Source organism: Puia dinghuensis, assembly GCF_014642875.1.
Classification (GTDB): domain Bacteria; phylum Bacteroidota; class Bacteroidia; order Chitinophagales; family Chitinophagaceae; genus Puia; species Puia dinghuensis.
Window position 1 is genome coordinate 276,301 of the sequence record NZ_BMJC01000004.1, and the last position, 12,794, is coordinate 289,094.

Sequence of the window (12,794 nt, forward strand, 5' to 3'; positions counted from 1 at the left end):
AAAACTGATAAGCTGTGAGCATTGGAAAGGAAACTAATCAGCTTAATTCCACTGCAATTTTAGCATAAAAATGCGAAAATCAAAAAAAAATTTTAAAAACAACTGAATTTCAGGGCATTTTTGGACTGAAAATTTTGCAGCTCGGAGTCGCGCACATACTATATTTGCGCCATGTTTAACACAAGAGTGAAAGTAAAAGAGCTGCTTTCCACAACGCCGGAAAACCAGAATGTAACCGTCATGGGATGGGTGAGGAGTTTTCGCAACAACCAATTCATCGCCCTCAATGACGGTTCTACGAATAATAACATCCAGGTAGTGGCAGAGTTGGGTGTTTTTGATGAAGAATTGTTAAAAAAAATAACTCCGGGGGCTTCGTTGAAAGTCACGGGACAACTAGTCGCTTCGCTTGGCAAAGGCCAATCCGTGGAAGTAAAGGCGGCAGAGATCATCATTTTGGGAGAATGTAATCCCGATACTTATCCGCTTCAGCTGAAGAACAGGCCCAGCCTGGAATACCTGCGGGAGATCGCCCACCTGCGTTTCAGAACGCAAACTTTTAGCGCAGTCTTTCGGGTGCGACATGCCCTTTCCTTCGCCATCCACAAATTCTTCAACGAAAAAGGATTCTTCTATCTCCATACGCCCATCATCACGGCTTCGGACGCGGAAGGCGCCGGAGAAATGTTCAAGGTGAGCACCCTGCCATTCGATAATCCGCCCCGCAAGGAAGACGGCTCCATCGACTTCAGCGAAGACTTCTTTGGCCGCGCCACCAACCTCACCGTCAGCGGACAACTGGAAGGAGAGCTCGGCGCGATGGCCCTCAGCGAGATCTATACTTTCGGACCCACCTTCCGGGCAGAGAACTCCAATACGGCCCGCCACCTGGCGGAGTTCTGGATGATCGAGCCGGAAATGGCCTTTTACGATCTCGAAGACAACATGAACCTTGCAGAGGAATTCATTCAATACCTCATCCGGTATGTCATGGCGAACAACCGCGAAGACCTCGATTTCCTCGCACAACGCCTCGCGGATGAAGAAAAGCAAAAACCGCAGGCAGAGCGGAGCGAAATGGGGCTCATCGAAAAGCTGGAGTTTGTAGTGAACAACAAATTCGAACGCATCACCTATACCGAGGCCATCGATATTCTCCTGCAGTCGCCGGCTTACAAAAAAAAGAAATTCCAATACGACGTGAAATGGGGTATCGACATGCAAAGCGAACACGAGCGATACCTGGTGGAAAAACATTTTTCGAAGCCCGTCATCGTCACCGGTTATCCCGCCGCTATAAAAGCCTTCTATATGCGCCAGAACGAGGATGGAAAAACAGTGGCCGCCATGGACATCCTTGTACCGGGCATCGGGGAGCTGGTCGGTGGCTCGCAGCGTGAAGAGCGCCTCGGGAAATTGGAGCAAAGGATGCGCGAGATGCATATCCCCGTTGAGGAGATGTGGTGGTATCTCGACACCCGGCGTTTTGGAAGCGTCCCTCATGCCGGGTTTGGACTCGGGTTCGAGCGTATGATGCTTTTCGTTACCGGCATGACCAATATCCGGGATGTGATCGCCTTTCCCAGGGCACCGAAAACCGCGGAGTTTTAGTATATGCAGGAGCCGCGCTGATGGGGAAAATAGCGCGGCTCCTGCAAACCTCTAATTATTTTTTTGGTATCTTTAACGTCCGCTAAAAAAGAACACCATGGCCATCCCCGTAGTAGACCTCGCCGAATTCACTTCAGGTACACCCCAACAAAAAGCTGCCTTCGTGGATGCTCTCGGAAAAGCATACGAAGAAGTAGGCTTTGTCGCAGTGAAGAACCACGGCATCCCCGATGCGACGGTGGCGGGTCTCTACAGCAATACCAAGGCCTTTTTCTCCCTGCCGCTGGATGTAAAAAAGGAATACGAGATCGCCGGGCTTGCCGGTCAGCGCGGTTATACCTCCTTCGGGAAAGAACATGCCAAGGGCAGCACGGCGCCCGACCTGAAAGAATTCTTCCAATTTGGCCAGACGGTGGAAGATAATGACCCCATCAAGGCTGAGTACCCCGATAATGTGCAGGTTGCCGAACTGCCCGATTTCAACCGCCTCTTCGTAAGCGCCTACCGGGGCTTCGAGACTTCGGGCACCCACCTGCTGCGGGCAATAGCGCTCTACCTGGGTCTCGATGAGAAATACTTCGACGCCTATATTCATAATGGCAACTCTATCCTGCGGGCTATCCACTATCCGCCGATAAAAGAGGAGCCAAAGTCGGCCATCCGGGCAGAACAGCATGAGGACATCAACCTCATCACCCTGCTCGTTGGTGCATCGGCTGACGGTCTGGAGATCCTTTCCAAACGCAACGAATGGGTGCCGGTGACCTCCCTGCCCGACCAAATTGTTGTGAACGTGGGGGATATGCTGCAACGGCTGACCAATAACAAGCTCAAATCTACCACCCACCGCGTAGTGAACCCGGCCCGGGAGCATTGGGGCAGTCCGCGATTTTCTATTCCTTTCTTCCTCCATCCCAAAAGCAGTATGAGTCTGGCCTGTCTCCCCAGCTGCATCGATGCCAGCCATCCAAAGGCCTATCCCGACGCCACCGCCGGCGAATACCTCGATGAGCGCCTGCGCGAGATCGGATTGAAGAAGTAAGCCCGCCCCGGACTGATGCCCGGCCAGCTTCCGCTGCTCCAGCCGGAAGCCTTGCCCAAACCTGTTGTTTCGCCCGCTGGCGGAGATTACCACCCATCACGCCTTTTGAGCCATTTGTCCCATCCTCAAAAAATTTTTTTGAGCACGTATTTCGCTTATAATATCCTGTCTATCAAGACATTTCCCGTACCTTTCTTGAACGGTTTCTGAGTTTAAAAAGGTACTGTGTGTTGCATAGTACTAAAAAAGGACATATCTTTGAGTTGTAAAAATTCAGCGTTATGAATATTGAGAACACCCAGAGCCAGATGCGCAAAGGAATCCTGGAGTTTTGCATTCTCTCCGTAATCAGACGCGGTGAAGCATACCCCTCGGATATCGTGGAAGAAATGAAAGCCGCGAACCTGAATATCCTGGAAGGCACCCTTTACCCTCTGTTGACCCGGCTAAAAAATGCGGACATGTTAACCTATCGGTGGGTAGAAAGCAACTCCGGTCCTCCACGCAAATACTTCTCCCTTACGCCAAAAGGGGAGGCCTTCTACGGTGAGCTGGAAGCCACCTGGACAGAATTGGCCAATGCGGTCCACACCCTTACCAATCATAAGTATTAGATCACAAATCCCTTGGATTGACCATTCCATTCAACCTCCAAATACACTAACATGAAAAAGATCATAAACATAAACTTTCATAGCCGGGTGATCCCTATCGAAGAGACCGCCTATGAGATCCTGCAGCAGTATATCGACAGTCTGCGCAGGTACTTCGCACATGAGGAAGGCAGGGAGGAGATCGTCAGCGATATCGAGAACCGGTTTGCCGAGCTTTTCTCTGAAACCTTGAAAAAAGGCGCCGCCTGCATCACCGATGCCGATGTCAACGCCATCATCGCCAGCATGGGCCGTCCTGAAGAGTTCGAAGGCGAAGGCACTGGCGCGGCCGCCGCAGCCGGTGGCGCCGGAAGCCAGCAACAGTCGGGACCCCAACCCAATTTCCAGTTTGCGGGGGGTGAGCCTCGACGGCTTTACCGCGCCGGAAACGACAAAATCTTAGGGGGTGTCTGTGCGGGGCTGGCCAACTACCTCCGTCTCGACCCGGCCATCGTCCGGATCATCTTTGTCCTGATGACGCTGGGCTGGGGGAGTGGTGTACTGCTTTATATCATCCTCTGGATCATCCTGCCAACCCGCGAACTGCCGGTGAATGCCCGCAAACGGCTTTACCGCAATCCCGACGACCGCGTCATCGGCGGTGTAGCCAGTGGTCTGGCCGCCTACTTCCACATCGACGTCTGGATCCCACGGCTCATCTTCGCCCTGCCCCTCATCCTCAGCATTCTCGCCTCGATCGTGCGTCATATCTGGTGGTGGAATTGGGACAGCCCGGAATTCTTCACCGGTGGATTCGGCGGAACCCTCTTTATCACCTATATCGTATTATGGATCGTCCTCCCCGAGGCTACGTCCGCATCGGAAAAACTGGAAATGCGGGGGGAGAAGGTCGACCTGGAGTCTATAAAGAACACCATTAAAAGCGACCTGGAGGGCTTCAAGGGCCGCGCCAAGGAAATGGGCGCCGAGATGCAGGAGCGCTTTCAACAGGTGGGCAGCCAGGTCAGGCAAAGCACACAAGCCTGGGCCACTGAAGCAGGTCCGACCATTCGCAAAACCGGCACCGGCTTCGGGCACGCCATCGGCGTCCTCTTCAAAGCCTTCTTCCTGTTCATCGCCGGCATCATCGCCTTCGCCCTCATCATGGCGCTGATAGGCGTGGCCTTCCGCGGTGATGGTATCCTGCACCTGAAAGGCTATGTGCTGGAAGGGTTCTGGCAGAACTTCCTGGCCTGGACCGGGTTCTTCGGCTTCCTGGTGATCCCGGTGATCGCCCTGCTCACCTGGCTGATCCGCCGCATCTCCGGTACCCGCAGTCGCAGCCATTATCTGGGCTATACGTTCGGTACCCTTTGGGTCCTCGGGCTCATCTCGATCATCATCCTCGGCGGTATGATCATGAACAATTTCCGGAGCCGGCAACATATGGAGCAGCCGATATCCCTCGATCAACCAAGGCATGGGAAGCTGGTGATCCGCACGATAAAACCTGTAAACCGGTATGAAGATACGGACTGGTGGTTCGATACCGATTGGGGTCGCAACAGTCCCTTCTATATCCTCGGCGAGGACAGCGTGCTGCTGACGACGGTGAGGATAAAACTGCTGAAAAGCGATGATTCGGCCTATCATGTCAACCTGATCAAGATCAGCCGCGGCAGCAGTGCGAGCAAGGCCCGCCGGCTGGCTGATGATATCCGGTTCCCTATACAGCAGGCCGATAGCGTCCTCAACCTGCCGCAGGGCTTCACCATCACCCGCGACGATAAATTCCGCAATCAGCAGGTGAGAGTAGAGATTGCGGTGCCCCTGGGCAAACGTATCCTGGTGAGCAGCAGCGTGGACGACTATCGCTGGTTCAATATCCATCCCGGCCGCCGGCACATCCACTGGGATGACGGCAGTGACTGGAATGTCGACTGGGACGAAGACATCAATGACAACGACACCTATTCCTACAGCACCAATGTCGAATACATGATGACCGCCAACGGTCTAGTCCGCACCGATCACAAGAGTAATTCGGTTGACGACGATCAGCCTGAATATAAGGAGCGGCCCGAAAAACCCGAGCGGCCTGAAAAGAAGGAACAACCCGAAAAGCCGGAACAGCCCGGAAAGGATAACAATGGCGGCTATCGCTACAAGGGTCCCGAAGCCCCTGCAAAAAAGGCCGATAGCCCGGCAATGAAACACACGACGATGACGACCCGGACGGACGAGGACAATATAGGTCTGCTGTCCCCGCTAAGTATCGTTTAGCATAAAAATCTTCGTTGGTTGAAGTTGGAACATAGCCTCGCGGCGTCTGCCGTGGGGCTTCTGTTTTTGGCTTCGGGCTGGGGCATTGGTGCGAAAACCATACCTTTGCCGCGCCATATAAAAAAAGTCACACATGAAGCATACCCCTTTTACGCAGAAGCACATCGCACTCGGAGCCAAGATGGCGGAATTTGCAGGCTATAATATGCCTATCAGTTATAGCGGCATCAATGACGAACATGCGGCCGTCCGCACCAATGCCGGCATTTTCGATGTGAGCCATATGGGCGAATTCATCGTAAAAGGAGAACATGCCCTCGATCTGATCCAGCGGGTGACCACCAACGACGCGGCAAAGCTCACAAAGGGCAAGGCCCAGTATAGCTCCCTCACCAACGAAAAAGGCGGCATCGTGGACGACCTCATCGTCTATTGCCTGGAAGAGAACAAGGCTTATATGCTGGTGGTGAATGCCGCCAACATCGAAAAGGACTGGAACTGGATCGCCGCCCATAATACAATGCATGCCGAGCTGCACAATATTTCCGACAAAACCGGGCTACTGGCTATCCAGGGGCCCAATGCCACCCGGATCATGCAGCCCCTCACCGATATCGATATTCTCAACCTCCCGTATTACACCTTTGCCAAGGGAAAATTCGCGGGGGTGGACAATGTTCTTATCAGCGCAACCGGCTATACCGGGGCCGGCGGCATCGAGATCTATTTCGAGGACAAGGACGGAGCCGCGGAGACCATCTGGAACAAGATCTTTGAAGTGGGTGCTCCCCAGGGCCTGAAGCCGATCGGCCTCGGCGCCAGGGACACCTTACGTCTGGAAATGGGCTACTGCCTCTACGGCAACGACATCGACGATACGACCAGTCCCCTGGAGGCCGGTTTGGGCTGGATAACGAAGTTCACAAAAGATTTCACCGCCAGACCTATCCTGGAAAAGCAAAAAACGGCCGGACCGGAACAACGGCTGGTCGGTTTCGAAATGCTGGAAAAGGGTATCCCCCGCCACGACTATGAGATCAAGGACGCTACCGGGACGACCATCGGCAGGGTCACCTCCGGCACCCAAAGTCCCTCCCTCGGGAAGGCTATTGGGATGGGGTATGTCCGGACGGACCTTGCCCGCCTGGATACAAAAATTTATATCAAAGTACGGGACAAGCTGTTGCAAGCCAGGGTTGTAAAGTTTCCCTTTAGTTAATGTCCACACCCGGGCGGCCACATCGGTTTTGGAATGATTTTTTCTTGTTTAAAGGACATTGTCCAATATCTTTATCCAACGTCTTATAATCAAGATATGCCCACCATTCATCTGACGACCTTTGTCGCAGCCCCGGCAGACCGGGTTTTTGACCTTGCCCGAAGCATCGATCTCCATCGAAAGTCGATGGCCGACACGAATGAAGAGGCTATCGCCGGCACCACCACCGGGCTCATCGGATTGAATGAAACCGTCACGTGGAAGGCCAAACACCTGATGAAGACCCGGGTCTTCAAGTCAAGGATCACCGCCATGGACCGGCCTCTTTCCTTCACTGATGAAATGGTGGATGGGGATTTCAAAAGCCTCCGGCATGAACATCATTTTAAACGCATCGACAACGGCACCCTGCTGATCGATCTTTTCCACTTCGAAACGCCGTATGGCAGCCTGGGAAGGCTGGTGAACCGACTCTTCCTCACTAACTATATGAAGAAGCTGTTGGAAATACGCAATCAGATGATCAAGGAATACGCGGAATCGGAGAAATGGAAATTTATTTTAGACAAATAAACGCGTTCGAACCCCTATTTTTACGTTCACATCTGTATGACAAATTCCAAACCGACTTTATATACAGCTTTATCCCCAGCCTTGTTGCATTTATACGATCTGAACCACGCTGTCGTGGTGATCATCGACGTCCTCCGCGCTACTTCCACCATTGCTACCGCCCTTTATAACGGAGCCAAATGCGTGATCCCCGTGGACAGTGTCGCGAAATGCATCGAGCTTGGCCGTCAGATTGACGGGATCACCGCTGGCGAACGTGACGGGATGATCGCCGAAGGTCTTGAACACGGCAATTCCCCCTTCGAATATTCCCGGGATTTTATCAATAACCGAACCCTGGTGCTTACCACCACCAATGGCACCAAGCTGCTACATATGGCCCTCGAGCGCGGGGCTGGCCAGATCGTAACGGGCTCGTTTCCCAACCTCAGCGCCGTCTGTGATTTTCTCATCGCTCAAAATCAGCCCGTTGTACTGGGTTGCGCGGCGTGGAAAGACCGGATCAACCTCGAAGACATGCTTTTTGCCGGGGCCGTTATCCACCGGGTCAAAAATCACTTCTCCATCAATTGCGACTCCGCCCAGATAGCCGAATCGGTCTACCTGGAGGCGGAAAAAGACCTGTATGCGTTTATGAAGGCAAAGGATGCTTCCCACTACCATCGCCTGATGGGATTCGGACTCGAAAAGGATATCCGCTATTGCCTGACGCCGGATGTGGCTAACGTTCTGCCGTTGTATGAGAATGGGAAGTTAATTGTGCTGTAGCGTTCCCAATTTCGTAAACACCGGCCCGCATATCCACTTACCTTTGCCCCGCCATTCGCTCCATGAATGGCCGTTGGCTTGAAAAAGGACACCCTCCATATCGCACTAGTAGGCAACCCCAACAGCGGGAAAAGCTCCTTGTTCAATGCCCTTACAGGGCTGAATCAGAAGGTCGGCAATTTTCCTGGCGTCACGGTCGACAAAAAGACCGGCATGAGCGAACTGGCTCCGGGTCATGCGGTCAACATCATCGACCTCCCCGGAACCTATAGCCTATACCCCAAACGGGGCGACGAATGGGTAACCTATAAGGTCTTGCTCAACCAGGACCCCTCCATAAAGGCGGATATGGTGATCCTGCTCGTGGATGCCAGTAATCTGAAGCGCAACCTGCTGTTCTGCAGCCAGATCATCGATTTGAAAATACCGGTGGTCGTCGCCCTGACGATGATGGACCTGGCGGCGAAAAAGGGCATCGAGATCGACGTGGACGGACTCGAGCGCGAACTCGGCATCCCGGTGGTCGCCGTCAATCCGCGTAAAAATAAGGGCATCCCGCAGCTGAAGAAAATGGTCGAAATGCGGGCCCGGCAGATAAACCTTGCCCCACCCCGGGCATTCATCGCCAACCAGATGCAGGCGAACGGCGCCATCCAGGATGTCAAACGGCTCTTTCCCGAGATCAGCGATTACACCGCTATCCACTACCTTATCAACCACGAACATTTCGACCTTCCCCAGAACGTCCAGAACCGCATAGAAGCCATCGAGGCAGACCATACCTTTAATCATACCCGTATCCAGGCAGACGAGATCTTGCAACGATATGGCCGGATCAAGCAGATCATGCAACATACGGTGTCCGAACCCGATCCGCTGGAAAAGACGCTCTTTACCGAGCGGCTGGACAAGCTTTTTCTCGATCGAACCTGGGGCTATATCATTTTGCTGGGTGTGCTGTTCCTGCTTTTTCAAAGCGTTTTCTGGATCGCCCAGTTTCCCATGGACGCCATCGACTGGACCTTCTCCCAATTAGGCGGCTGGCTTGGCCACCAGCTCCCCGAGGCCTGGTGGAGCGACCTGCTGATCAATGGTCTGCTGGCCGGTCTCAGCGGGATACTGGTGTTCGTTCCGCAGATCATGATCCTGTTTGGGCTGATCACCATCCTGGAAGATACCGGCTATATGGCCCGTATCAGCTTTCTTACGGACAAACTCATGCGAAAGGTGGGCCTCAACGGCAAGAGCGTCATGCCCATGATCAGTGGTTTTGCCTGCGCCGTGCCGGCCATCATGAGCACCCGCAACATCGAGAACCGCAAAGAGCGGCTGCTGACCATCCTCATCACCCCGCTGATGAGCTGCAGCGCCCGCCTGCCGGTCTATACCATACTCATCGCCCTTGTCATCCCGCGGAAGGATGTGCTGGGTATCTTCGGCCTGCAAGGGCTGGTGATGATGGGGCTGTATATGCTGGGGCTAGTTATGGCGATGATCGTCAGCTATGTAGCCAAATGGTTCATCAATCTGAAGGAAAAGAGCTTCTTTATCCTCGAGTTGCCCATCTACCGGGCGCCCCGCTGGAATAACGTCGTCGTCACGATGATCAACAAGGCCAGGATCTTTGTGATGGACGCCGGGAAGGTGATCATGGTCATCAGCCTGATCCTTTGGGCCCTGAGCTCTTTCGGACCCGGTCACCGCTCGGATGTAAGCGCCCGCTACGAACAACAGATGCAACAGCACCCCGACCAGGCCGCCGCCCTGAAAAAAGAGAAACAGGCCGCCATGCTGGAGAACTCCTACGCTGGTATCCTGGGAAAAGTGGTGGAGCCCGTCATCCGTCCCCTGGGTTATGACTGGAAGATCGGCATCGCCCTCATCACTTCTTTTGCCGCCCGGGAAGTCTTCGTCGGAACGATGGCCACGCTTTACAGCGTGGAAGGCGGGAAGGATGCCGATCGGCAGACCCTTCGCCAGCGAATGCTGTCAGCCCGCCGGGAAGACGGCACGCCGGTGTATACCCTTGCCGCCGGCGTAAGCTTAATGATCTTCTATGTATTGGCCATGCAATGTATGAGCACCCTGGCTGTGGTGCGCCGCGAGACCCGCAGCTGGAAGTGGCCGGCCATCCAGGTCGTCTATATGACGGGATTGGCTTATGTAGTGAGCCTGATCGCTTACCAGTTATTAAGATAGCACTCCCAATTTCTTCAATTCTTCCCTGAACAGCGCCGGCGTCCGGAAATGGATACCGATGAACCCAAGCTCCCTGGCGGGTAGAACATTGCGGATGTTGTCGTCGACATAGATAGCATGGTGGGGATCGATGTCAAACCGTTCGATCAGCAGTTTATAGATCTCGGGGAAGGGCTTCCGCACCTTTTCCTCACCCGACACCAACCGCCCGTCAAACCAATGCAGGAAGTCATAGAGCTCCAACGCCACCGGGAAGGTCTCCGCGCTCCAATTGGTCAGCGCATACAGCTTTATCTGGCCCTGGTTTTTCAGTTCGCGGAAGATCTCGACGGTTTCATGGATAGGTCCGCCAAGCATTTCCTTCCAGCGGCCGTAATAAGCGCGTATCGCTGCTTCATGATCGGGGTATTTGGCCACCAGAAGCTCTGTCGCTTCCTGCAGGCTCCTGCCGGCATCCTGTTCCTCATTCCAGTCGGGGGTGCAGATGGTAGAAAGAAACCAGCGCCGCTCCTGTTCGTCGGGGATGATCTTGTTATATAGATATTGCGGATTCCAGTCGATGAGCACGCCGCCCAGGTCGAAGACAAGGGTGTCTATCTTCATAAAACAATCATTTTATTTTTTGTAGTCGCTCAGCCGCCTTTTCCAGGGTCTCCTGCTTTTTGGCAAAACAAAAGCGAACGACCCGGTGATCCTTTCCGGACTGATAAAAAGCTGATACGGGAATCGAAGCTACTCCATATTCCTTTGTGATGCGGATAGCAAAATCCTTATCCGGCTCGTCGCTGATCCGATCGTACTTATAGAGCTGGAAATAGCTGCCATAAGAGGGTAGGGGAGTAAATTTCGTACCCGCCATCAGCTTTTCGAAATAGTCTCGTTTCTGTTGCAGGAAGGCCCCCAGCGAAAGATAGGAGGTCTTGTCACGCAGGAATTCCGCCAACCCCACCTGTGACGGGGTATGACAGCTAAAGCAATTAAACTGGTGAACCTTGCGGAATTCCTGCATCAGCGTCGGGGACGAAACGCTATATCCCAGCTTCCAGCCTGTACAATGATAGACCTTCCCAAAAGAGAAGGAGACAAAGGCTCTCTCCAGCAGATCGGGGTATCGGAGGATGGATTGATGGGGTATGCCGTCGAAGATAAGATGCTCGTATACTTCGTCCGAGTGGATGAAGATCTTCGTGCCTTCGACGATCGACCGCAGCTGCTGCATATCTTCCGGCCGTAAAATAGCGCCGGTTGGATTATGCGGGCTGTTGAGCATGATCATCCGCGTCCGGGGCGTTATCTTTTGTCTTACCCTATCCCAGTCGATGCGATAGTCGGGGAAGTGCAGGTCTATCCGCACCGGGACGGCTCCGTTGATGACGATGTTCGGGATGTAGCTGTCGTATGCGGGTTCAAAGACGATGACCTCGTCGCCGGGTTGCAGAACGGTGGTCAGCGCCGTATAGATGGCGTAGGTTCCCCCGGGGGTGATGGTTATCTGCGTATCAGGACTTACGATGGCGCCATAGAGGTCGGCGATCTTTGCGGCGAGCACTTCGCGGAGGGCCGCCACCCCGCTCATGTGGGCATATTGGTTATGGCCTTCACGCATCGCCTTGCTGACGAGGGAGACCAACTCGTCGCTCATCGGGAAGTCAGGGAAGCCCTGTCCGAGGTTTACCGCACCCAGTTCGGCGGCCAGGGAAGACATAACGGTGAAAATAGTCGTTCCTACCTGGGGAAGTTTGCTTGCAAGGGCGGGAGAGCTCATGGGTAGTAGCTTATTTGATACAAATGTTTTCCGGCCGGATCAGCGTCTCTCCATGGATACGCAGATAGACCTGCGCCACTGTGGCGACGTCCTTTTGGCAATAGGTGACTATCCGCGGCAGGTCGTGCTCCGTCCAGTAGATGGTTCCCACCTGACTGCCGTCGATATCGTCCTTTGGCGTAGGGATCCCAAGGGCATGTGCCAGCAGGTTGAGGGAAATAAAGTTCTTGTATTCTCCAAACTTCCAGAGCTCCATCGTATCGATATGCGGCACTTCCCAGGGTTTTTTCCCCGAGAGATTGAGGACGGAGGGGATCTTCATCCCATGGATGATCATCCGGCGGCAGAGATAGGGGAAATCGAAGTCTTTCCCGTTGTGGGCGCAGAGGTATTTCTGTCCTTCCGAACCCCATTTGTGCAACAGATCGTAAAACTGTAGTAAAAGCTCTTTTTCGTCGTCGCCGGAAAAGGATTTCAGGGAAAGTTTTCTTTCTGCGGGCGGTCCTGACAGGACGCCGCAACTGATGCAGATGACCTTGCCGAATTCTGCATAGATGGCAGCGCGGCCGTACAACTCCTCGGGTGTGAGGGGCGTCTTGTCCCGGTTAAGATTCTCCGCTTTATGACGCCACAGCTCCTGCCAATCATCCGGTACGTCACTGAGTCCGGGGTACTGCGACACGGTTTCGATGTCGAGGAAAAGAATGGTATGCAATGGATAGGGAGACATAATGTGCGGCC

Annotated in this window: 11 protein-coding genes; 8 read left to right on the forward strand and 3 right to left on the reverse strand. The window is 53.7% G+C overall.

Annotated features, from left to right (window positions below):
* The first annotated feature begins 171 nt into the window (after positions 1 to 171).
* The 8 genes from asnS (at position 172) to feoB (ending at position 10,288) form a co-directional block, all read left to right on the forward strand.
* On the forward strand, positions 172 to 1,611 hold the full coding sequence (gene asnS, locus IEY39_RS18995; protein WP_188934515.1) for an asparagine--tRNA ligase: 1,440 nt from the start codon (positions 172 to 174) through the stop codon (positions 1,609 to 1,611).
* A 97-nt stretch (positions 1,612 to 1,708) separates the two neighbouring features.
* Complete coding sequence (locus IEY39_RS19000; protein ID WP_188934517.1) at positions 1,709 to 2,653, forward strand: isopenicillin N synthase family dioxygenase; 945 nt, start codon at positions 1,709 to 1,711, stop codon at positions 2,651 to 2,653.
* Between the two features lie 281 nt (positions 2,654 to 2,934).
* Positions 2,935 to 3,267, forward strand: coding sequence for a PadR family transcriptional regulator (locus tag IEY39_RS19005; protein WP_188934519.1), 333 nt, complete (start codon positions 2,935 to 2,937; stop codon positions 3,265 to 3,267).
* A 51-nt stretch (positions 3,268 to 3,318) separates the two neighbouring features.
* On the forward strand, positions 3,319 to 5,529 hold the full coding sequence (locus IEY39_RS19010) for a PspC domain-containing protein (protein WP_188934522.1): 2,211 nt from the start codon (positions 3,319 to 3,321) through the stop codon (positions 5,527 to 5,529).
* A 133-nt stretch (positions 5,530 to 5,662) separates the two neighbouring features.
* On the forward strand, positions 5,663 to 6,748 hold the full coding sequence (gene gcvT / locus IEY39_RS19015; RefSeq protein ID WP_188934524.1) for a glycine cleavage system aminomethyltransferase GcvT: 1,086 nt from the start codon (positions 5,663 to 5,665) through the stop codon (positions 6,746 to 6,748).
* Positions 6,749 to 6,844: 96 nt separating this feature from the next.
* The gene (locus IEY39_RS19020; protein ID WP_188934526.1) at positions 6,845 to 7,321 is read left to right on the forward strand and encodes an SRPBCC family protein; all 477 of its coding nucleotides are present in this window, start codon (positions 6,845 to 6,847) and stop codon (positions 7,319 to 7,321) included.
* 36 nt (positions 7,322 to 7,357) lie between these two features.
* Positions 7,358 to 8,089 (forward strand): 2-phosphosulfolactate phosphatase, encoded by a 732-nt coding sequence (locus tag IEY39_RS19025; RefSeq protein ID WP_188934528.1) that lies wholly within the window; start codon positions 7,358 to 7,360, stop codon positions 8,087 to 8,089.
* 66 nt (positions 8,090 to 8,155) lie between these two features.
* Positions 8,156 to 10,288: a ferrous iron transport protein B gene (feoB, locus tag IEY39_RS19030; RefSeq protein WP_188934530.1), complete on the forward strand. Its 2,133-nt coding sequence runs from the start codon at positions 8,156 to 8,158 to the stop codon at positions 10,286 to 10,288.
* Here the strand turns inward: feoB and IEY39_RS19035 are convergent.
* The 3 genes from IEY39_RS19035 to IEY39_RS19045 are packed head-to-tail and all read right to left on the reverse strand — an operon-like array spanning position 10,280 to position 12,783.
* Complete coding sequence (locus tag IEY39_RS19035; protein ID WP_188934534.1) at positions 10,280 to 10,891, reverse strand: HAD family hydrolase; 612 nt, start codon at positions 10,889 to 10,891, stop codon at positions 10,280 to 10,282. The two genes, feoB and IEY39_RS19035, sit on opposite strands and share 9 nt — an antisense overlap.
* Before the next feature lie 7 nt (positions 10,892 to 10,898).
* On the reverse strand, positions 10,899 to 12,053 hold the full coding sequence (locus IEY39_RS19040; RefSeq protein ID WP_188934536.1) for a methionine aminotransferase: 1,155 nt from the start codon (positions 12,051 to 12,053) through the stop codon (positions 10,899 to 10,901).
* Between the two features lie 10 nt (positions 12,054 to 12,063).
* Positions 12,064 to 12,783: a 3'-5' exonuclease gene (locus IEY39_RS19045; RefSeq protein WP_188934538.1), complete on the reverse strand. Its 720-nt coding sequence runs from the start codon at positions 12,781 to 12,783 to the stop codon at positions 12,064 to 12,066.
* Between the last annotated feature and the right edge of the window lie 11 nt (positions 12,784 to 12,794).